We start from the raw sequence: 21,454 nt of genomic DNA on the forward strand, positions 1-21,454 counted from the left end.
AGGTCTATTTGATTGAATATGTGGACAAAATGCTAAAAACGTCGCGGCCGAACCTGTTTGCGCCATCACCGCGGCAAAATCGCGGCTGTCGCCGCTTCGCGGGGGGCGGCCCGGCCAGCCTGAGAAAGAGCGTTGAAACAAAGCGCTAGCGCCATACGGCACGCCCCTTTCGCCTGATCGCCAGACCCGATATGAATCGAAATCCAGTTTCGGTCGTGCCGTTTCTTAAGTGTTGGAGGAAGTCCATGGCAGCCAAGACAAAGTTCCGGGGGTCGTTCACCGCCTTGGTCACGCCATTCAAGAACGGCTCGGTCGACGAGGCCGCCTTCCGCGGCCTGGTGAGCTGGCAGATCACCGAGGGCACCCACGGCCTGGTGCCCGTCGGCACGACCGGCGAAAGCCCCACCTTGAGCCATGACGAGCACAAGCGCGTCGTCGAATGGTGCATCGACGAGGCCAATGGGCGGGCGCCGGTCATCGCAGGTGCGGGCTCCAATTCGACCAAGGAGGCCGTCGAGCTCGCCGAGCACGCGGAGAAGGCAGGCGCGGATGCCGTGCTGGTGGTGACGCCCTATTACAACAAGCCGACCCAGGAAGGCATGTACCAGCACTTCAAGGCGATCAACGATGCGATCGGGATTCCGATCATCATCTACAACATCCCCGGCCGTTCGGTGATCGACATGTCGGTCGAGACCATGACGCGGCTGTTCGAACTGAAGAATATCGCCGGCGTGAAGGATGCCACCGCCAGCATGGTGCGGGTGTCGCAGCAGCGCGCGGCGATGGGCGAGGACTTCAACCAATTGTCGGGCGAGGACGCCACCATCCTCGGCTACATGGCGCATGGCGGCCATGGCTGCATCTCGGTTACGTCCAACGTCGCGCCGCGGCTGTGCTCGGAATTCCACGCGGCATGGCAGAAGGGCGATCACGCCACCGCGCTCAAGCTGCATGACAAGCTGATGCCGCTGCACAACAACCTCTTCATCGAAAGCAATCCGGCGCCGGTGAAATACGCGCTCTCGCTGCTCGGCAAGATCGACGAGAAGCTGCGGCTGCCGATGGTGCCGGTGTCCGAGCCGACGCGGGTCGCCGTGCGCAGCGCCATGGTGCATGCCGGCCTGATCAACTAGGCCAACGGCTGACCTCGCGCGGTGAACGAAGAGGGGAGGCCAACATGCTGAAGGAATTCCGCGAATTCGCGATGAAGGGTAACGTCGTCGACCTCGCCGTCGGCGTCATCATCGGTGCGGCCTTCGGCGCCATCGTGACCTCGCTGGTCGGCGATGTGATCATGCCGATCATCGGCGCGATTACCGGCGGTCTCGATTTCTCGAACTATTTCACGCCGCTGGCGAAGTCGGTGACTGCCAACAATCTTGCCGATGCTAAGAAGCAGGGCGCGGTATTGGCTTGGGGCAGTTTCCTCACGCTGACGCTGAACTTCCTCATCATCGCGTTCGTGCTGTTCGTGGTCATTCGCGCCATGAACAAGCTCAAACGCAAGGATGAAGCTATGCCCGCACCGAAGCTGACCAGGCAGGAAGAATTGCTGACCGAGATCCGCGATCTCCTCAAGAAGGGCTAACGTGGCCGAGAAGAACGAGCGCCCGATCAAGGTTGTCGCCGAAAACCGCAAGGCCCGGTTCAACTACGCGATCGAGGACACAATCGAGGCCGGCATCGCGCTGACCGGCACCGAAGTGAAGTCGATCCGTAACGGCAAGACAACGATTGCCGAATCCTATGCGGATTCCAAGGACGGCGAGATCTGGCTGATCAACGCCAATATTCCGGAATATCTGCAGGCCAACCGCTTCAACCATGAGCCGAAACGGCCACGCAAGCTGCTGCTGCACCGAAAGCAGATCAACAAGCTGATGGGCGCGGTCGATCGCGAAGGCATGACGCTGATTCCGCTAAAGCTCTATTTCAACGAGCGCGGCCGCGCCAAGCTCTTGCTGGCGATCGCCAAGGGCAAGAAGCTGCACGACAAGCGCGAGACCGAAAAGAAGCGCGATTGGGGCCGGGAAAAAGGCCGCCTGATGCGGGCGCGGGGATGAACGGCTTACCCCCATGTCTATCCGTCATTGCGAGCCAACTGGGCGCGCATTCGCGCGACCCGTTGGCTCGCAATGACGGCTGATGGAGAATGGTGTCGATGAACCAGAAAAACCTGCTTGAAGTCGACTGGAGCAAGATCCCGGCGCCGGAGGACGACGGCGCGACAGCGCATCTGGCCGGCATGATGATCCCGCCGGTCACGCTGCTCGCCACCGACGACAGTTCGGTGACGCTGTCAGCGCTTGCCGGCCGCACGGTGGTATTCGCCTATCCCCGCACCGGGGAGCCCGGCAAGATCAGCCTGGTCGACGACTGGGACATGATTCCCGGCGCACGCGGCTGCACGCCGCAAACCTGCTCGTTCCGCGACCTGTTTGCGGAGCTGAAGGCCGCCGGCGCAAACCACGTGTTCGGCCTCTCGACGCAGGACAACGTCTACCAGACCGAGATGGCGTCGCGGCTGCATCTGCCGTTCCCGGTGCTGTCGGACGAAAAGCTGGCGCTGATCCGTGCCCTGAAGCTGCCGACCATGGCGGTGGCCGGATTGACGCTGATCAAGCGGCTGGCGCTGATCATCGATGGCGGCCGTATCGCTCACGTGTTCTATCCGGTGTTTCCGCCGGACCGGAACGCTGGCGATGTGCTGGCGTGGCTGAGAGAGAATCCGGCTTGAATTGTAGGGTGGGCAAAGCGCAGCGTGCCCACCATCTCTCCGACATCGTTGGCGTCAATGGTGGGCACGCTGCGCTTTGCCCACCCTACGAAACCTGCGAATCCAGATCCTTGCGCACCCTCGCAAACACGTTGCGAAACATCTCCGGCGTCAGCACTCGCGTATTCGTATTGTAGCGCGAGCAGTGATAGCTGTCGTAAAGCCTGACGGCGCCCGCGCCATGCACGGCACCGTGCGCAAAGGGAGCAGCGCCATTGCGCAGGCCGAGCGCCTTCAATGTCGATTCATGGGCGATCCGCCCGAGCGCCACGATCGCGCGAAGCTTCGGCATGGTCGCGATGGTCGCGACCAGGAATTGCCGGCAGGTATGGATCTCGGCAGGCAACGGCTTGTTCTGCGGCGGCACGCAGCGCACCGCGTTGCTGATCCGGCAATCGACCAGCTTCAGCCCGTCGTCGGGACGTGCCTGATAGATGCCTTTCGCAAAGCCGTATTCGAGCAAGGTCGCATACAGCAAGTCGCCGGCGTAGTCGCCGGTGAACGGGCGTCCGGTGCGGTTGGCGCCCTGCAGGCCCGGCGCCAGCCCGACAATCAACAGTTGCGCATTGGCGTTGCCGAACGAAGCAACCGGTGAGTTGTGCCAATCCGGCTCTTTCGCACGCGCCTGCGCGCGAAATTCGGCGAGCCTCGGGCAAAGCTGGCAATTGCGGTCGGGTTCGGCAGCAGCAGGGGCGGGGAGACTAGCCATGTTTCCAAAGCGTTTTCGAGCGAAAGCCAGCCACGGACCTAGATCCGGGATCGATGCCGGGCCGCGTCAAGAAAGCGCGTCAAACAAAAAGCCCCGGTTCTGTTTCAATCAGAACCGAGGCTCTAGCAGCGTACTGGCTCATTCTCAATCGTCGAATTCGTCGTCGCCGGCGGTCCGCGGCGCCATCGTGGTCGCGCGCTGCAGGAATTGCGGAGCGTGATGACGCGGTTCGCGCGGGGCAGGGCGCTCGGAAGGATCGCGGCCGAGTTTGGATTGCAGCTCGACGAGGTCGGTGAAGACGTCGGCCTGGCGGCGCAGTTCGTCGGCGATCATCGGCGGCTGGCTCGAAATAGTCGAAACAACCGTGACGCGAACACCGCGACGCTGCACTGCTTCGACCAGCGAGCGGAAATCGCCGTCGCCCGAGAACAGCACGATCTGGTCGACATGCTCGGCGAGTTCCATGGCATCGACGGCGAGTTCGATGTCCATGTTGCCCTTCACCTTGCGGCGGCCAGAGGCGTCGATGAACTCCTTGGTCGCCTTGGTGACGACGGTGTAGCCGTTGTAGTCGAGCCAATCGATCAGCGGACGGATCGAGGAGTATTCCTGATCCTCGATGATCGCCGTGTAGTAGAACGCACGCACCAGCGTCCCTCGGCTCTGAAATTCCTTGAGAAGGCGTTTGTAATCGATGTCGAAGCCGAGCGTCTTGGCCGTTGCGTAGAGGTTGGCGCCGTCGATGAAGAGCGCAATCTTGTTGGAAGCGGGTGACATCAAATGGTTCTCACGTTGTTGTTAGCTTTTCTAGCGCAGCGGCCATCGACCGCGCGCACTTTCCAGTTCTGTTGCCTAAAGTTCGGTGAATCGTGCCCCACGACAGTCACCACTGCAATTATGGTGAGGCGAGGGCGAAAAACCTATACTTTTGACAGTGCAATGAAGAGATTTACTTGTCCTGTACGGCAACCCTGCCGCGTCTGGACGCTCCGGCCATTCTGGCCCCGAAGCTGGGGTATCAGAGCCCATTAGGAAGGCAAATCACAAATTTAGTCTTGCGAAATGGCCTCCGCCGCTATAACTAGCCCCGAATACCGACATATTTGGCCCCAAATAACGGAGCGACAGTCTATGGCGCGCGTCACCGTGGAAGATTGCATTGATAAGGTCGACAACCGGTTTGACCTGGTGTTGCTGGCGGCACATCGCGCCCGTATGATCTCATCCGGGTCACAACTCACAGTTGATCGCGACAACGACAAGAATCCGGTCGTTTCGCTCCGGGAAATCGCCGATTCCACTATTTCCCCGGAAGACCTGCGCGAGGAACTGGTTCATTCCCTGCAGAAATTCGTCGAGGTCGACGAGCCAGAGCCCGATACCGTGCCTTTGATCGGCTCGGCCGGTGCCAGCGTCGATGCTGATGACACCGAGGTCGCGGTCGAGCGCATGACCGAGGAAGAGCTCCTTAAGGGTCTGGAAGGCCTGGCGCCGCCGGAAGAGCAGCCCGAAGAGGACGAGTAATCCGGAACATCCCGGGCCGTCCCAAACTCCCCGATCTGCCAAAGGCCCGGACATCAGTCCGGGCCTTTGCTTTTGTTGACATTTTTGCGGTTACAATGCGTCCTTGGCGGGCGCGGCCGAAATCGGCTGACTTAGCCTGTCCGGCGGGTCACCGGGGTGGGCGTTGGATGGCCGCTGGCCCAAGCGAAATTGAACCGTTTCGCGGCCGAGCGGCGTGCATCACCGTTCGAAAACGCATTAGATACGTAAACGGTGGGACCCGTCCGGGTCTGGTGGAAGGAAGGCAGTGATTGAATGGCGTATTGGCGCCGCAGCTCCCGGCAAATGCAGGCCGCGACCGGCCAGGTCGCGGTCGCGCCGACCTCGCCTGTGACGGAGAAGCCGAAATCGCGCTCGCGCATGATGCGGCAATACGATCTGGTCGAGCGCGTCAGGTCGTACAATCCCGATACCAACGAAGACTTGCTGAACCGCGCCTACGTCTACGCCATGAAGGCGCACGGCACCCAAACCCGCGCGTCCGGCGATCCCTATTTCTCGCATCCGCTCGAAGTCGCGGCGATCCTGACCAACCTCAAGCTCGATGACGCCACCATCGTAGCTGCCCTGCTGCACGACACCATCGAGGATACCGAGGCGACGCGCGCCGAGATCGACAATATGTTCGGCCACGAGATCGGCGTGCTGGTCGAGGGGCTCACCAAGCTGAAACGCCTGGAACTGGTCTCGCGCGAGGCCAAGCAGGCCGAGAACCTGCGCAAGCTATTGCTCGCGATCGCCGACGACGTCCGCGTGCTGCTGATCAAGCTCGCCGATCGGCTGCACAATATGCGCACGCTGGAATTCGTGCCGCATGCCTCGCGCCGCCGCATTGCCGAGGAGACGCTCGACATCTATGCGCCGCTCGCCGGCCGCATGGGCATGCAGGAGATGCGGGAGGAGCTCGAGGATCTCTCGTTCCATACGCTCGATCCGGAAGCCTATGCCGTGGTGATGCAGCGGCTCGATGCGCTCGCCGACCGCAACCGCAATCTGATCGGCGAGATCGAAAGCCAGCTCTCCAAGAAGATGCAGAAGCACGGTATTGCCGCGCGCGTCTACGGCCGCCGCAAGCAGCCGTTTTCGATCTGGACCAAGATGGAGCGCAAATCGGTCGGCTTCGAGCAGCTTTCCGACATCTACGGATTCCGCGTCGTGATGCCGGATGTCGAAGCTTGCTACCGCGCGCTCGGCGTCGTGCACACCACCTGGCCGGTGGTGCCCGGCCGCTTCAAGGACTACATCTCGACGCCGAAGCAGAACGACTACCGTTCGCTCCATACCACCGTGATCGGTCCCGGCAACCAGCGCGTCGAGCTGCAGATCCGCACCGAGGAAATGAACCAGATCGCGGAATTCGGCATCGCCGCGCACGCGTTCTACAAGGAAGGCATGGGCTCGCCGACCGAGCGGCTCGAGCACGAATCCAACGCCTTTGCCTGGCTGCGCCACACCGTCGGCATCCTGTCCGAAAGCGCCAATCCGGAAGAGTTTCTGGAGCACACCAAGCTGGAGCTGTTCCACGACCAGGTGTTCTGCTTCACCCCGAAGGGCAAGCTGATCGCGCTGCCGCGTCAGGCCAATGTGATCGACTTCGCCTATGCCGTGCACACCGATGTCGGCAACTCGGCCGTTGGTTGCAAGATCAACGGCAAATTCGCGCCCTTGTCGTCCGAACTGCAGAACGGCGACGAGGTCGAGGTTTTGACCTCGGTCGCCCAGTCGGCGCCGCCCTCGGCCTGGGAATCGCTTGCGGTTACCGGCAAGGCCCGCGCTGCGATCCGCCGCGCGACGCGGACCGCGGTGCGCGATCAATATGCCGGCCTTGGCCGCCGCATCGTCGACCGCCTGTTTGCCCGCGCAAAGATCGAATACGCCGACGACAAGCTGAAGGGGGCGCTTCCCCGACTGGCGCGCGCCTCGATCGAGGACGTGATGGCGTCCGTCGGGCGTGGTGAACTGAAGGCCTCCGACGTCGCCCGCGCCATGTATCCGGACTACAAGGAAGAGCGGATGGTGCGCTACGGGGCCAAGAAGAGCCTCGCGGTCAAACTGAAGCTGAAATCGCCGCCGCATCCGGCGCGCAGCACGTCCGTTATCCCGGTGCGCGGCATCAATTCCGATCTGCCGGTGAAGTTCGCGCCGAACGGCGGCGCCGTGCCGGGCGACCGCATCATCGGCATCGTTACGCCGGGCGAGGGGATCACGATCTATCCGATCCAGTCGCCGGCGCTGAAGGACTTTGAGGAAGAGCCGGAGCGCTGGCTCGACGTGCGCTGGGATATCGACGAAACCATGCCGCAGCGTTTTCCGGCGCGGATCCTGGTCCATAACGTCAACGAGCCCGGCAGCCTCGCCCAGGTCGCTACCGTGATCGCCGAGCATGACGGCAATATCGACAATATCAGCATGTCGCGCCGCTCGCCTGACTTCACCGAGTTGACGATCGATCTCGAGGTCTATGACCTCAAGCATCTCAGTGCAATTATCGCTCAATTGCGCGCCAAAGCCGTCGTCGCCAAGGTTGAGCGCGTCAACGGATAGGCGGTATCTTCATGGCGGGCTTGACCCGGCAATCCATCCTTCTCAATTAGATGGGTGCGCGGGTCCCGCCCGCTCGTGGCACTTTGTGCTAACGATGTCGTGTCAGATTGCCTGAGAGATCCGCAATGCCCGTTCCTCCGCTCCGCCTCGGCGTCAATGTCGATCACGTCGCGACCTTGCGGAACGCGCGGGGCGGCGAGCGGCCGGATCCGGTGCGCGCGGCGCTGGCCGCCATCGAGGCGGGTGCCGACGGCATCACCGCGCATCTGCGGGAGGACCGCCGCCACATCCGCGACAGCGACATGGCCCGGCTGAAGGCCGAGATATCGAAGCCCCTGAATTTCGAGATGGCGGCGACCGAGGACATGCTGCGGATTTCGCTCGCCACCAAGCCCCACGCGGTGTGCCTGGTGCCGGAACGGCGCGAGGAACTCACCACCGAGGGCGGGCTGGATGTCGTCGGCCAGCACAATGCGCTGGCCCCCTTCATCGCGCGGCTCAACGATGCCGGCATCCGGGTGTCGCTGTTCATCTCGGCCGACCCGCAGCAGATCGAGATGGCGGCAAGGTTGCGCGCGCCTGTGATCGAGATCCATACCGGCGGCTGGTGCGACGCCGTGGTCGACGGCCATGTGGCGAAGGCCGAGGCGGAATGGCAGCGAATCGTGGCGGGCGCGGCTTTGGGGCGTGCGGCGGGGCTGGAGGTCCATGCCGGCCACGGCCTCGACTACCAGACGGCCGAGACGATCGCCGGACTGCCCGAGATCGCCGAACTCAACATCGGCTACTTCATGATGGGGGAGGCGCTGTTCGTAGGCCTTGGCGAGACCGTGCGGCAAATGCGCACCGCGATGGACCGCGGCCGCCAGCTAGCTGCGGGCCGGCCATGATCATCGGCATCGGCTCCGACCTGATCGACATCACCCGCGTCGCCAAGGTGATCGAGCGCCATGGCGACCGTTTCCTCGACCGCATCTTCACCGACGCCGAGCGCGCCAAAGCGGCGCGCCGCGCCAACAACGAAAAGATGGTGGTTGCGACCTACGCCAAGCGATTCGCCGCCAAAGAGGCCTGTTCCAAGGCGCTCGGCACCGGGATCCGGCGCGGCGTCTGGTGGCGGGACATGGGGGTGCTCAACCTGCCGGGCGGCCGTCCAACCATGAAGCTGACCGGCGGCGCGCTGGCCCGGCTGGAGGCGCTGACGCCGGAGGGGTTCGAGGCGCGGATCGATCTGTCGATCACCGATGACTGGCCGCTGGCGCAGGCCTTCGTCATAATTTCGGCGGTCGTTCCCGCCAAAGCTTGAGCCGCGCAGGCGTTTGCGCCGGGGGTTCAACGCGAAACTAAAAATCGTTGATTTATCAATGGATTATGAAGTTTTCACGAGGCGCTTGATTGCGCGCCCACGAACAACCGTCTAAAACGCCGCGAACGACGTGTTCGAGCCAGGGCTGATTCAGGCTAGCGCCGGAATTGGCCTTCAATATCAGTATCGAGACCATTTTCCTGACGCGAACGTACCAGGCGATTCGCGTGCGGAAAACGTTCTGCCACCGTGCGGGCAAAGGCCTGCGGGAATTGGGAAAGCGATGAGCGTGACCTCCAGCACAAAATCTGAAAGCGGCTTGGGTGAAACCATCCGCGTCGTCATCCACGCTCTCCTGATCGCGCTCGTGATCCGCACCTTTCTCTTCCAGCCCTTCAATATCCCCTCGGGATCGATGAAGGCGACGCTGCTGGTGGGCGATTACCTGTTCGTCTCGAAATACTCCTACGGCTACAGCCACTATTCCATCCCATTGTCGCCGCCGCTGTTCTCGGGCCGCATCTTCGGCTCGGAGCCGAGCCGCGGCGACATCGTAGTGTTCCGCCTGCCGAAGGATGACTCCACCGATTACATCAAGCGCGTGATCGGCCTGCCGGGCGACCGCATCCAGATGCGGGAAGGCCTGCTCTACATCAACGACAAGCCGATCAAGCGCGAGCGGCTTTCCGACTTCATCGGCGAGGACCCTTGCGGCTCCGACGCCACCGCGCGTGTCAAGCGCTGGAAGGAAACGTTGCCGAACGGCGTCAGCTATGAATCGCTCGATTGCGTCGACAACGGCTTCTACGACAACACCAGCGTCTACACCGTGCCGGCCGGCCACTTCTTCATGATGGGCGACAACCGCGACAACTCGACCGACAGCCGCGTGCTGTCGGCAGTGGGCTATGTGCCGTTCGAGAACATCGTCGGCCGGGCGCAGATGATCTTCTTCTCCATTGCCGAGGGCGAGCATGCCTGGATGTTCTGGCGCTGGCCGACCGCCGTGCGCTGGAATCGCCTATTCTCAATCGTGCGATGAACGACGAAACAGCAACCATTCCTGACACATCGACCTCGGGCGAGCCGGGCCAGCAGGCCGAAGCCGCCGGCGTCGCTGCGCCGAAAAAGAAGCGCGGCAAGGCCGGGGCCAAGGCGGCCGCTGCCGCGATCGAGGGGCGCATCGGCTACAAATTTTCCGATCCCGCGCTGCTGACGACCGCCTTTACCCATGTCTCCGCCTTGAAGCCGGCCACGCGCCATCGCGCCGACAGCTATCAGCGGCTGGAATTCCTCGGCGATCACGTGCTCGGGCTGATCATCTCCGACATGCTGTATCGCGCCTATCCGCGGGCTGACGAGGGCGAACTGTCGAAACGGCTCGCCGATCTCGTGCGCAAGGAAAGCTGCGCCGATGTCGCAAAATCGCTCGGACTGCTCGACGACATCAAGCTCGGCGCGGTCGGCGCAGGGGCGGGCGCGCGTCTGCGCAAATCCGTGCTCGGCGACATCTGCGAGGCGGTGATCGGGGCGATCTATCTCGACGGCGGCTATGCGGCGGCGTCGCAATTCGTCGAGCGCAACTGGCTGGAGCGAATGCGCAAGCCGCGCCGGCCGCTGCGCGATCCCAAGACGGTGTTGCAGGAATGGGCCCAGAGCAAGGGATTGCCGACGCCGGTCTATCGCGAGATCGAGCGCACCGGGCCGCATCACGACCCGCAGTTCCGCGTCGCCGTCGATCTGCCGGGACTGACGCCGGCCGAGGGTGTCGGCGGCTCCAAGCGGGCCGCCGAGAAGGTCGCGGCCTCCGTGATGATCGAACGTGAAGGCGTTGGCGGCGGCAGCAATGACAGTTGAATCCTCAGGCGAAGCCACGTCCGCCGAGACCCGTTGCGGCTTTGTCGCGCTGATCGGCGCGCCCAATGTCGGCAAGTCCACGCTCGTCAACGCGCTGGTCGGCTCCAAGGTCACCATCGTCTCGCGCAAGGTGCAGACGACGCGGGCGCTGATCCGCGGCATCGTGATCGAGGACAATGCCCAGATCATCCTGGTCGATACGCCCGGCATCTTCTCGCCCAAACGAAGGCTCGACCGCGCCATGGTGTCCACCGCCTGGAGCGGGGCCCATGATGCCGACCTCGTCTGCGTGCTGCTCGATGCGAAAGCTGGCATCGACGAGGAGGCCGACGCGATCCTGAAGAAGCTCGCGACGGTTGCGCACCCGAAAATCCTGGTGCTGAACAAGATCGACCTGATCCCGCGCGAGAAGCTCTTGGCGCTGGCGCAGGCCGCCAATGAGCGCATGAAATTCGAACACACCTTCATGATCTCGGCGCTGTCGGGCGATGGCGTCGCCGATCTGCGCAAGACGCTGGCGAAGGGCGTGCCGCCGGGGCCGTTTCATTACCCCGAGGACCAGATGTCGGATGCGCCGCTGCGGCATCTGGCAGCCGAAATCACCCGCGAAAAGATCTATCGCCAGCTCCACCAGGAGCTGCCGTATCAATCCACCGTCGAGACCGATACCTGGACCGAGCGCAAGGACAAGTCGGTGCGCATCGAGCAGACGATCTTTGTCGAGCGCGAAAGCCAGCGCAAGATCGTGCTCGGCAAGGGCGGCGCCACCATCAAGTCGATCGGCGCGGATTCGCGCAAGGAGATCGCCGAGATACTGGGCGTGCCCGTGCACCTGTTCCTGTTCGTCAAGGTGCGCGAGAACTGGGGCGACGATCCCGACCGCTACCGGGAAATGGGCCTGGAATTCCCCAAGGAATGATCAGGTAAAAAAGAAGAACAAGCCCGATGAACGTACCCCGGAACGTAGTGTGGTTTGAGGCTCTGCTGTACATGTCGCTGACGCTGGACGCGGTGTCGGTGGCGTTCCAGGACCGCACGCCGAAGGCCGACATGACCGCGCAGATGGTCAACGTGGCGACCCTGATGGCGGCCGGCCTGATCCTGCTTCTCGTCTACTTCGTCTGGCTCGCCGCCGAGCGCCGCAAGAACTGGCCACGCTGGGTGCTGGCGGCAGCGCTGGTGCTGTCGGTGATTTCGCTCGTGCAGGTGATCGGCGCAAAGGGCCTGGCGTTCGACAGCGGCATCGAGGTGATTTCCTGCGCACTGACCGCGATGGGGCTGTACTTCTCCTTCACCGGCGATGCGGTGGGGTGGTTCAACGCGTGATAGTCAGGGTTGTGTAAGGTGGGCAAAGGCGCACTTCGCGCCATCCGAGGCGACACAGTTTGTTGATCGTTGGTGGGCACGCTGCGCTTTGCCCACCCTAGATGCCGCGAATTCCTGTAAACTTCGCCCATGGAATGGACCGACGAAGGCATTGTGCTGGGCGTGCGGCGGCATGGCGAATCCTCCGCCATTGTCGAGCTGCTGACGCGCGAGCATGGCCGCCACCTCGGCTTGGTGCGGGGCGGCGCGGGCAAGCGGATGCGGCCGTTGCTGCAGCCGGGCAACAGCGTCACTACGGTGTGGCGGGCGCGGCTCGACGAGCATCTCGGATATTACGCCATTGAGGGCACGCGCTTGCGCGCGGCCACCCTGCTGGCGTCGGCCCACGCGACCTATGGCGTCACCCATCTGGCTTCGCTGGTGCGGCTGTTGCCGGAGCGCGATCCGCACGAGGACATCTTTGAGATGCTCGACCGCACGCTCGACGACTTTGACGATGTCGGCGGCGCAGCCGCCCACCTCATCAGGTTCGAGCTCGCGATGCTGGCCGAACTCGGTTTTGGCCTCGACCTGGAAAACTGCGCCGCCACCGGCGAGACCGCCGACCTGATCTACGTCTCGCCAAAGTCCGGCGGCGCGGTGTCGCGGACCGCCGGCGAGCCGTACCGCGACCGTCTGCTGCGGCTGCCGGCCTTCCTGCGCGAAGGCGAGGGTGGCGCGAACGGCTGGTCGGATCAGGACCTTCAGGACGGTTTCCGGCTGACCGGGTTGTTCCTGCTCCGCCACGTGCTGGAACCGCGCGGGCAGGGCCATTCCGATGCCAGGGACGGCTTTATCAATGCGGTGACGAGACACCGGGCGCGAATCAGCTCGTCGGTCTGAGCGCTCCTTCGATCCGTCGTCCCTGCGAAAGCAGGACCCATACGCCGCGGCCCATCAACAGCGCTGCAGCCCCAGCCATTTTTCGCCACAAACACCTGTGGTTATGGGCACCTGCGCGGGCAGGGGCGACGGATGCCCCCATTCGGATCTTGCCCGATTCACCGCAAAAGTTTAACGCCTCCCCATGGGAAAACGACAGCTGCCGCCGGAAGAACCGGCCGAAATCCACGAGGTGATGCTGCGCGATGCGCTGGAAGAGCGCTATCTCGCCTATGCGCTCTCGACCATCATGCACCGCGCTTTGCCGGACGCCCGCGACGGGCTGAAGCCGGTGCACCGGCGCATCCTGTACGGCATGCGCCTGTTGCGGCTCGACCCCGGCACGCCGTTCAAGAAGTCGGCCAAGATCGTCGGCGACGTGATGGGTTCGTTCCATCCGCATGGCGACCAAGCGATCTACGACGCCATGGTGCGCCTGGCGCAGGATTTCGCCTCGCGCTATCCGCTGGTCGACGGCCAGGGCAATTTTGGCAATATCGACGGCGATAATCCTGCCGCCTACCGCTACACCGAAGCGCGCATGACCGAGGTCGCGCGGCTGCTGCTGGAAGGCATCGACGAGGACGGCGTCGAGTTTCGACCCAATTACGACGGCCAGAGCAAGGAGCCGGTGGTTCTGCCCGGCGGCTTCCCGAATCTGCTCGCCAACGGTTCGCAGGGCATCGCGGTCGGCATGGCCACCTCGATCCCGCCGCACAACGCAGCCGAACTCTGCGACGCCGCGCTGCATCTGATCGACAAGCCCGACGCCAAGTCGAAGTCGCTCTTGAAATGGGTCAAGGGGCCCGATTTCCCGACCGGCGGCATTATTGTCGACTCCAAGGAAAGCATCGCCGAAGCCTACATGACCGGGCGCGGCTCGTTCCGCACCCGCGCCAAGTGGACCCAGGAAGAGGGCGCCCGCGGCACCTGGGTCGTCGTCATCACCGAGATCCCGTGGCTGGTGCAAAAATCCCGGCTGGTCGAGAAGATCGCCGAGCTCCTGAACGAGAAGAAGCTGCCGCTGGTCGGCGACGTCAGGGACGAGTCGGCCGAAGACGTCCGCCTGGTGATCGAGCCGAAATCCCGTGCGGTCGATCCGGCGCTGATGATGGAATCGCTGTTCCGGCTCACCGAGCTCGAGAGCAAGATTTCGCTGAACCTCAACGTGCTTATCAAGGGCAAGATCCCCAAGGTGGTGGGGCTTGCGGAATGTTTGCGCGAATGGCTCGACCATTTGCGCGACGTGCTGGTGCGCCGCTCCAACTACCGCAAGACGCAGATCGAGAACCGGCTCGAAGTGCTCGGCGGGTACCTGATCGCCTATCTGAACATCGACAAGGTGATCAAGATCATCCGCACCGAGGATGAGCCGAAGCCGGCGCTGATCAAGGCGTTCAAGCTGACGGAAGTCCAGGCCGATGCCATCCTCAACATGCGCCTGCGCTCCTTGCGCAAGCTCGAGGAATTCGAAATTCGTACCGAGGACAAGAACCTTCGTGGCGAGTTGAAGGGCATCAAGTCGCTGCTCGGCTCCGAGACCGAGCAATGGTCCAAGGTCGGCGAGCAGGTTCGCAAGGTCCGCGACCTTTTCGGACCGAAGACGCCGCTCGGCAAGCGTCGCACGGTGTTCGCCGACGCGCCCGAGCACGATCTCGCCGCGATCGAGGAGGCCTTTGTCGAGCGCGAGCCGTGCACGGTGGTGATTTCCGAGAAGGGCTGGGTGCGGACGCTGAAGGGCCATGTCGAGGATATCTCGGGGCTTGCCTTCAAGACCGACGACAAGCTCGACCACGCCTTCTTCGCCGAGACCACCTCGAAGCTCTTGCTGTTTGCGACCAACGGCAAATTCTACTCGCTCGATGTGGCAAAACTGCCGGGCGGGCGCGGCCATGGCGAACCGATCCGCATGTTCATCGACATGGAGCAGGACGCGGCGATCGTCTCGCTGTTCGTCAACAAGGGCGAACGCAAGTTCCTGATCGCGAGCAGCGAAGGCCAGGGTTTTGTCGTCAAGGAAGAGGATTGCGTCGGCAACACCCGCAAGGGCAAGCAGGTGCTCAACGTCACCATGCCGAACGAGGCCTGCGCGATTACGACGGTGGCAGGCGATACAGTCGCTGTGATCGGCACCAACCACAAAATGGTGCTTTTCCCGCTCGACCAGGTGCCGGAAATGGCGCGCGGCCGCGGCGTGCGGCTGCAGAAATATTCCAGCGCCAAGCTGTCTGATGTCGCAGTGTTCGAGCTCAAGGCGGGGCTGACGTGGAAGGATTCCGCCGGCCGCGAGCAGAGCATGAGCGCCAAGGAATTGTCCGACTGGCGCGGCAACCGCGCCGACGCCGGCCGCCTCGCGCACGGCCTGCCGAAGTCGAACAAGTTCCTGCGGGGCGTGGAGTAAGCAAGAACGCAGGGTGGGCAAAGGCGCGCTAGCGCCGTGCCCGCCATCTTGTTTCGCGATTGGAAATTGGTGGGCACGCTTCGCTTTGCCCTCCCTACGATTCCCGCCTGTAATAGTATTCGAAATTCTGCGCGCTATATGAATCGCCGTCGAACCGGACGAGGCGGAATGGCGCACGATCACTCTCATCACAATCATTCGCACGGGCATGACCATTCCCATGGTCACGCCGGCCACAGCCACGCGCCGGATAATTTCGGCGGGGCGTTCGCCATCGGCGCCGTGCTCAATACCGCCTTCGTCATTGCCGAGCTGATCTTCGGCTATGCCGCCAACTCGCTGGCGCTGATTTCGGACGCCGTTCACAATCTGTCCGACGTGGTCGCGCTGCTCCTGGCATGGGCCGCGGCGTGGCTTGCGCAGAAGCAGCCGACGCAGCGGCACACCTACGGCTATCGCCGGGCTTCGATCCTGGCGGCGCTGTTCAACGCCGGCCTGCTGCTGGTTGCGGTCGGCGGCATTGTCGTCGAGGCGGTGAACCGGCTCTACAGCCCTGCGCCGGTCGCTGGCTGGACAGTCGTGGTGGTTGCGGCGTTTGGCGTCGCCATCAACGGCTTCACCGCGCTATTGTTCATGCGCGGCCGCCACGGCGATCTCAATATTCGCGGCGCCTATCTGCACATGGCGGCGGACGCGGGCGTCTCGCTCGGGGTGGTGGTCGCGGCGCTCATCATCATGCTGACGGGCTGGCTGTGGCTCGATCCCGCGATCAGCCTCGTCATCGCCGCCGTGGTGTTCTGGAGCGGGTGGGGTCTCGCGCGCGACAGCGTCAATCTGGCGCTCGATGGCGTGCCGCGCGGCATCGAGCTTGCCGAGGTGAGGGATTACCTCGCCCGGCTGGAGGGTGTCACTGAAGTGCATGACCTCCACATCTGGGCCATGAGCACCAATGAGACCGCGCTGACCGCGCATCTGGTGCGGCCGCGCGGTCATGACGATGCTTTTCTGCACGGGGTCTGCGAGGAACTCTCGCACCGCTTCAACATCCACCACGCCACGCTACAGATCGAAGCCGCCGCCGAAGTCTGCAAGCTAGCGCCGGCCGAACGGGTGTGATGCCGTAGGGTGGGCAAAGCGCAGCGTGCCCACCATTCGGACCCTCCGGAAAAATGGTGGGCACGTCGCTTACGCGCCTTTGCCCACCCTACGAATTCTTCGCTTAGAGGACCCCAGCAAACCGCAACGCCACGCCGGCTACACACGATCCCGCCAACACCCAAAGCATCCCGACGTTAAGCCGGAAAATCGCGGTCGCCGCGGCCGCCGCCAGCACGAAGGCTGCGATATCGAGACTTCCCCACACCGGCATGTCGAACGACAGCCCGAACGAGCGAACCGGCGTGGTCTGCCGGAACAGCGTGTGCAATCCAAACCAGATCGAGAGGTTCAGGATCACGCCGACGACCGCAGCGGTGATCGCGGACAGCGCGCCCGCGAGCCCCTTGTTGCCGCGCAGCGTCTCGATATAGGGCGCACCGAGGAAGATCCAGAGGAAGCAGGGGATGAAGGTGACCCAGGTCGCCAGCAATCCGCCGAGCGTCGCCGCGAGCATCGGCGACAACGCGCCGGGATCGCGATAGGCGGCCATGAAGCCGACGAACTGCAGCACCATGATCAGCGGGCCCGGCGTGGTCTCGGCCATGCCGAGGCCGTCAAGCATCTCGCGCGGCTGCAGCCAGTGATAATGCTCGACCGCCTGCTGGGCGACATAGGCCAGCACCGCATAGGCGCCGCCGAACGTCACCATCGCCATCTTGGAAAAGAACAACGCGATCTGGCTGAACACGTTGGCCTGCCCGAGTCCGATCAGGAGTGCCGCGACCGGAACAACCCACAGCAACAGCCACACCGAACTTACCTTCAACGCGCGCGCCACGCTCGGGCGGACATGATCCGGCAATTCCTCGCCGAGCAGGCTGTCGACCGCCGCCGCCTTGCCGCCGCCGCCGTGCTCGATGGCAGCAAATTCCGGCCGTCCGCTCTTCGCGCCGAAATAACCGATCACGCCCGCCGCAATGATGATGATCGGGAAGGGCACGTTGAAAAAGAAGATCGCGACGAAGGCGAGTGCAGCGAGCGCGATCATCACTCGGTTGCGCAGCGCGCGCTTGCCGACGCGAACGACCGCATGCACGACGATCGCGAGCACCGCGGCCTTCAGCCCGAAGAACACGGCCTCGACGAAGCCGACATTGCCATAGGCCGCGTAGATGTAGCTCAGCCCCATGATGGCGATGACGCCGGGCAGGATGAACAGGCCACCGGCCATGATGCCGCCGGCGGTCCGGTGCAGCAGCCAGCCGATATAGGTCGCAAGCTGTTGCGCCTCGGGGCCCGGCAGCAGCATGCAGTAGTTCAGCGCATGCAGGAACCGGCTCTCGGAGATCCAGTTCTTTTCCTCGACCAGGATGCGGTGCATCACCGCGATCTGCCCGGCCGGGCCGCCGAAGCTGAGCACGGCGACCCGCAGCCAGACCCGGAAGGCTTCGCCAAAACCGATGCCGTGACCGAGGTCGCGGCTTGCGCCGGCCCCGGTCGTCTTGCCGATCGTCGCATCCATTACGATTTCGCCTTGTTGGTCGGCCAGTTGTGCGTCTCGCCCGACGCGTCGCGGCACCAGCGGTAGAACGCGTCGTACAGCGTCATGCCGGCCTCGAGCTGTTCGAGATCGTCATCGAACATGCGCGACAGGCCCAGCGAAGCTGCGAGCAGGCCGGGTGCTTCCGGCGACAGATCGAGCCGCCCGGTGTCGGCGCCGCGCACCATGGCCGCCAGCCGCAGCAGGGGCGGCGTCGCCAGGCCGAATTCCTCGATCATGACGTCGAAGGTGCAGAGTTCGCCGCGGTGGCTCCAGAACACGTTCTCGACATCGAAGGGCGCGGCATTGAAGCGCTCGCCGACCGCCAGCACCTCCGGCGGCGAGACGAACAGAAACACGGCGTTTGGATCGACGAAGCGGCGGATCAGCCAGGGGCAGGCGATGCGGTCGATCTTCGGCCGCGCGCGGGTGACCCAGACGGTGCGGCCCTTTGCGTCGCGTGCGGGCAGTTTCTCAGTCGGCACCAGCGGCAGTTTTGCCGCCTTCCAGCCTTCAAAACCGCCTTCCAGCGCTTCGGCCGAAACATCGAGATGCCGCAGCCAGGCGGCGGTGCCTTGCGCCAGTTTCTGGCCGCGCAGGCAGACGACGATGGCCGGGCGGCCGGAGAACTCTTCGCCCCAATCAGCGGCTTGGTCGTGGTTCCGCCTGACCGCGCCGGGGATCAGCCGTGGGTCGGCGGCGAAATCCTCGTCGGTGCGTACGTCGATCAGGGCCGGCGTGTTCGCCGTGCCGATCAATTTGGAAAGTTTGTCTGATGATATCGTGGTGTAGGATGACATGGCTGCGCCCTCGTAAGAGAAAACGGGACGCGATACTTGGGCATGTCGCCTCGTGGGGAGATCGCAAAACCCCCATGGGGCGAATTAATCGCGTGCCGCTGGTGCTGTCAACTGGCCGCGCATCTATTCCCGATTGGAGGCTTGCGGAACCCCGCATTCGGACCTAGCTTGGTCGGCATCGGGGATAAAGCAGGCTCCCCGTCAGACGGCCCTTCCGTCCAAGCTCTGCGCACCACTCGACGCGTCGAGGATTGCGCATGGATGGGAACGGGCCGATATTTTTTTATCCCCGCAGATCAGTTCTGACCGCTTTTCTCGCCGCGTGTTTCCTCGCGGACGCGATGTTCGCGTCTGCGCAAACAGGAGCCGCCATGATTGCCATTGATCGCATGACGCCTGGATCGCCTCCGGCGGGATTTTCGTTTGCACGAACCGGCCGGGGCAGCGAAGGCGAATGGAAAGTGACTGCCGATCGAACCGCCGCAGCAGGCAAGGTGATCGAGCAGACCAGTACCGACCGCACCGATTACCGGTTTCCGCTCGCGATCCGCGAGAGCCTGTCGGCCGCCAATGTCGACATTGAAGTCAGCTTCAAGGCAGTGGGAGGTAAAACGGATCAGGCCGGCGGCATCGCCGTGCGGCTCGTGGACGCCGACAATTACTATGTGGCCCGCGCCAATGCACTGGAGGATAACGTGCGCTTCTATCGCGTCGTCGCCGGCCGGCGCGAGCAACTCGCTGGTGCCAATTTGAGGGTCAGCCCCAATGAATGGCATACGCTCGGCTTGCGCGCGGAAGGCCAGCGCTTCACTGTCTCCTTCGATGGCAAGAAGTTATTCAGCGCGACGGACAAGACTTTTGCTGAGGCCGGCGGCGTGGCGCTGTGGACCAAGTCCGACAGCGTGACGCGCTTCGATCAGTTCAAGATTACCATCTTGCCGTAACGGGGACGCAGGAATGGCCGATATCGCGACTGAGCCAAGGGCTTCCACCGGACGCGCGTTGATCTCGCTGCTGTATACCGCGCGCGCCTTGCGCGGCTTCGGGGATGGTTTCGCCGTCATCATCCTGCCGGCCTACATGACGGCACTCGGATACGACGCCATCGCGGTCGGCATCGTCGCGACCGCATCGCTGCTCGGCACGGCGCTGCTCACACTGATAACAGGCTGGATCGCGCCGCGTCACGACCTGCGCGCGCTCCTGATCTTTGGCGCAGGTCTGATGGCGGCGACCGGCCTTGCATTTCCGAGCGTGGAGCATTTCGTTCTGATCGTGCTTGTGGCGTTCATCGGCACCATCAATCCCTCGGGCGGCGATCTTGGCGTGCTGGTGCCGCTCGAACACGCGGTGCTGGCGAAGAGCGCCACCGACGACCGCCGGACCGAGGTGTTTGCGCGCTACAGCCTGATCGGGGCGCTCTGCACCGCCGCCGGCTCGCTTGCGGCAACCTTGCCTGATTTCCTGGTTTCGCACGGCGGCACCGCGCTCGGCGCGTTCCGCGTGATGTTTTATGCCTATGCCGCGCTCGGAATACTGAGCGCCGCGCTCTATCGCTACGTGCCGCACACCCGCGGCGAGGAGAGGGCGCCGCAAACGCCGCTCGGACCCTCGCGCAGCACAGTCTACAAGCTGGCTGCGCTGTTCAGCATCGATGCCTTCGCGGGCGGTTTCGTCGCGCAGTCCCTGCTCGTGCTCTGGCTGTTCGAGCGTTTCGACCTGTCACTGTCCGCGGCTGGATTGTTTTTCTTCTGGTCGAGCACGCTGAGCGCTTTCTCCTATCCGGTCGCGGCCTGGATCGCCAAACGCGTGGGGCTGGTCAACACCATGGTGTTCACGCATATTCCCTCCAGCATCTTCCTGATCCTGGCGGCGTTCTCGCCGAACCTCTATCTGGCGCTTGGGTTGCTGCTGTTGCGCTCGGCGCTGTCGCAGATGGACGTGCCGACCCGCACCTCCTACGTCATGGCCGTGGTGACGCCGGCCGAGCGGCCCGCCGCCGCCAGCGTCACTGCCGTGCCGCGCAGCCTTGCGTCCGCGATCAGCCCGGCGATCTCGGGCGCGCTCTTGATGACGTCGTTTACGGGGCTACCGCTGGTAGTCTGCGGCACGCTCAAGATCGCCTACGATCTCGCGTTGTTGTTCTCGTTCCGCCATATCAAGCCGCCGGAGGAGCAGCGGCGTTAGAGCGTTCCGGGCGTCCGGCTACCAGGGCGGCCGCCGTCCGTCAGGGAGGGGTTCCATCAATCGTCGCTCATCACGCACATGCGACCATTGCGCCAGCTTGATCTCCGGAGAGTCGGGCGCGTTGGTCTCTTCCGAGTGAAAGGCGAGTTTCTGGTTTGCCTGCACCTGGTATTTGGCGGCCTGCGCGAGCCAGTACCATTTCTTGTCCGGCTCGCTCAGCGCGCGCTGACGGCACTCGGCTTCCAATTCACGTAAGCGGATCGCTTCTTGCATTGCCAATTCCAGAGCCTGGAAGCTCCAACCTACCGGAGCCTCGAAACCACCGGAACCCGGGTTCCGGTATCTCCTCATGACAAAAACTTCTTAGCGGCCTCCTATGCGGCTTCGATGCAATTGATTGAAATTTTGGAATGGATTGAGGCG

At 63.4% G+C, this 21,454-nt stretch carries 22 protein-coding genes; 17 read left to right on the top strand and 5 right to left on the bottom strand.

The genetic code is table 11. The features are described from left to right. Positions 1-245 precede the first annotated feature (245 nt). From dapA to IVB05_RS18535, 4 genes are all read left to right on the top strand, one after another. Complete coding sequence (gene dapA / locus IVB05_RS18520; protein ID WP_247786055.1) at positions 246-1,136, top strand: 4-hydroxy-tetrahydrodipicolinate synthase; 891 nt, start codon at positions 246-248, stop codon at positions 1,134-1,136. Between the two features lie 44 nt (positions 1,137-1,180). Continuing rightward, the gene (mscL, locus tag IVB05_RS18525) at positions 1,181-1,591 is read left to right on the top strand and encodes a large conductance mechanosensitive channel protein MscL (RefSeq protein WP_247786056.1); all 411 of its coding nucleotides are present in this window, start codon (positions 1,181-1,183) and stop codon (positions 1,589-1,591) included. 1 nt (position 1,592) lies between these two features. Beyond that, entirely contained in the window at positions 1,593-2,066 is a 474-nt protein-coding gene (smpB, locus tag IVB05_RS18530; RefSeq protein ID WP_247786057.1) for an SsrA-binding protein SmpB, read from the top strand. A gap of 98 nt (positions 2,067-2,164) precedes the next feature. Further along, positions 2,165-2,740 (top strand): peroxiredoxin, encoded by a 576-nt coding sequence (locus IVB05_RS18535; protein ID WP_247786058.1) that lies wholly within the window; start codon positions 2,165-2,167, stop codon positions 2,738-2,740. Between the two features lie 85 nt (positions 2,741-2,825). Here the strand turns inward: IVB05_RS18535 and IVB05_RS18540 are convergent, their stop codons facing one another. Further along, positions 2,826-3,488, bottom strand: coding sequence for a uracil-DNA glycosylase (locus IVB05_RS18540; protein WP_247786059.1), 663 nt, complete (start codon positions 3,486-3,488; stop codon positions 2,826-2,828). 144 nt (positions 3,489-3,632) lie between these two features. Next, positions 3,633-4,265 carry an NYN domain-containing protein gene (locus IVB05_RS18545; RefSeq protein ID WP_247786060.1) on the bottom strand — a complete coding sequence of 211 codons (633 nt, stop codon included), beginning with the start codon at positions 4,263-4,265 and terminating at the stop codon, positions 3,633-3,635. A 354-nt stretch (positions 4,266-4,619) separates the two neighbouring features. On the opposite strand from IVB05_RS18545, the gene rpoZ reads away from it, so the two are divergent. The 11 genes from rpoZ to IVB05_RS18600 all read left to right on the top strand — a co-directional run bounded on the left by rpoZ (position 4,620) and on the right by IVB05_RS18600 (position 16,522). Next, positions 4,620-5,012 carry a DNA-directed RNA polymerase subunit omega gene (gene rpoZ, locus IVB05_RS18550; protein ID WP_024512695.1) on the top strand — a complete coding sequence of 131 codons (393 nt, stop codon included), beginning with the start codon at positions 4,620-4,622 and terminating at the stop codon, positions 5,010-5,012. A gap of 294 nt (positions 5,013-5,306) precedes the next feature. Next, positions 5,307-7,595 carry a bifunctional (p)ppGpp synthetase/guanosine-3',5'-bis(diphosphate) 3'-pyrophosphohydrolase gene (locus IVB05_RS18555; RefSeq protein ID WP_247786061.1) on the top strand — a complete coding sequence of 763 codons (2,289 nt, stop codon included), beginning with the start codon at positions 5,307-5,309 and terminating at the stop codon, positions 7,593-7,595. A gap of 125 nt (positions 7,596-7,720) precedes the next feature. After that, positions 7,721-8,485, top strand: a complete 765-nt coding sequence (locus IVB05_RS18560) for a pyridoxine 5'-phosphate synthase (RefSeq protein WP_247786062.1) — start codon at positions 7,721-7,723, stop codon at positions 8,483-8,485. After that, positions 8,482-8,901, top strand: coding sequence for a holo-ACP synthase (acpS, locus tag IVB05_RS18565; RefSeq protein WP_247786063.1), 420 nt, complete (start codon positions 8,482-8,484; stop codon positions 8,899-8,901). Before IVB05_RS18560 ends, acpS begins: the two co-directional genes overlap by 4 nt. Before the next feature lie 283 nt (positions 8,902-9,184). Further along, the gene (lepB, locus tag IVB05_RS18570) at positions 9,185-9,943 is read left to right on the top strand and encodes a signal peptidase I (RefSeq protein ID WP_247786064.1); all 759 of its coding nucleotides are present in this window, start codon (positions 9,185-9,187) and stop codon (positions 9,941-9,943) included. After that, positions 9,940-10,758 (top strand): ribonuclease III, encoded by an 819-nt coding sequence (gene rnc / locus IVB05_RS18575; RefSeq protein ID WP_214493339.1) that lies wholly within the window; start codon positions 9,940-9,942, stop codon positions 10,756-10,758. The genes lepB and rnc overlap by 4 nt, the downstream gene beginning before the upstream one ends. Continuing rightward, positions 10,748-11,677 carry a GTPase Era gene (era, locus tag IVB05_RS18580; RefSeq protein WP_247786065.1) on the top strand — a complete coding sequence of 310 codons (930 nt, stop codon included), beginning with the start codon at positions 10,748-10,750 and terminating at the stop codon, positions 11,675-11,677. The genes rnc and era overlap by 11 nt, the downstream gene beginning before the upstream one ends. 26 nt (positions 11,678-11,703) lie before the next feature. Continuing rightward, the gene (locus IVB05_RS18585; RefSeq protein ID WP_247786066.1) at positions 11,704-12,084 is read left to right on the top strand and encodes a hypothetical protein; all 381 of its coding nucleotides are present in this window, start codon (positions 11,704-11,706) and stop codon (positions 12,082-12,084) included. A 129-nt stretch (positions 12,085-12,213) separates the two neighbouring features. Continuing rightward, positions 12,214-12,966, top strand: coding sequence for a DNA repair protein RecO (recO, locus tag IVB05_RS18590; RefSeq protein WP_247786067.1), 753 nt, complete (start codon positions 12,214-12,216; stop codon positions 12,964-12,966). A 184-nt stretch (positions 12,967-13,150) separates the two neighbouring features. Continuing rightward, a complete protein-coding gene (gene parC / locus IVB05_RS18595) occupies positions 13,151-15,406 on the top strand; it encodes a DNA topoisomerase IV subunit A (RefSeq protein WP_247786068.1) in 2,256 nt (751 codons plus the stop codon). 168 nt (positions 15,407-15,574) lie between these two features. Further along, a complete protein-coding gene (locus IVB05_RS18600; RefSeq protein ID WP_247786069.1) occupies positions 15,575-16,522 on the top strand; it encodes a cation diffusion facilitator family transporter in 948 nt (315 codons plus the stop codon). A 103-nt stretch (positions 16,523-16,625) separates the two neighbouring features. Here the strand turns inward: IVB05_RS18600 and chrA are convergent, their stop codons facing one another. Continuing rightward, positions 16,626-18,026 carry a chromate efflux transporter gene (gene chrA, locus IVB05_RS18605; protein WP_247786070.1) on the bottom strand — a complete coding sequence of 467 codons (1,401 nt, stop codon included), beginning with the start codon at positions 18,024-18,026 and terminating at the stop codon, positions 16,626-16,628. After that, positions 18,026-18,844, bottom strand: coding sequence for a chromate resistance protein ChrB domain-containing protein (locus IVB05_RS18610; protein WP_247786071.1), 819 nt, complete (start codon positions 18,842-18,844; stop codon positions 18,026-18,028). The genes chrA and IVB05_RS18610 overlap by 1 nt, the downstream gene beginning before the upstream one ends. Before the next feature lie 494 nt (positions 18,845-19,338). Between IVB05_RS18610 and IVB05_RS18615 the strand changes: the two genes are divergently transcribed. Together IVB05_RS18615 and IVB05_RS18620 are read left to right on the top strand one after the other, a co-directional pair. Then, positions 19,339-19,788, top strand: coding sequence for a hypothetical protein (locus tag IVB05_RS18615; RefSeq protein WP_247786072.1), 450 nt, complete (start codon positions 19,339-19,341; stop codon positions 19,786-19,788). A 13-nt stretch (positions 19,789-19,801) separates the two neighbouring features. Beyond that, a complete protein-coding gene (locus tag IVB05_RS18620) occupies positions 19,802-21,031 on the top strand; it encodes an MFS transporter (RefSeq protein ID WP_247786073.1) in 1,230 nt (409 codons plus the stop codon). A gap of 18 nt (positions 21,032-21,049) precedes the next feature. Here the strand turns inward: IVB05_RS18620 and IVB05_RS18625 are convergent, their stop codons facing one another. Continuing rightward, positions 21,050-21,304, bottom strand: coding sequence for a hypothetical protein (locus IVB05_RS18625; protein ID WP_247786074.1), 255 nt, complete (start codon positions 21,302-21,304; stop codon positions 21,050-21,052). Between the last annotated feature and the right edge of the window lie 150 nt (positions 21,305-21,454).

Origin of the sequence: Bradyrhizobium sp. 170, from assembly GCF_023101085.1 — a bacterium.
Lineage (GTDB): Bacteria > Pseudomonadota > Alphaproteobacteria > Rhizobiales > Xanthobacteraceae > Bradyrhizobium.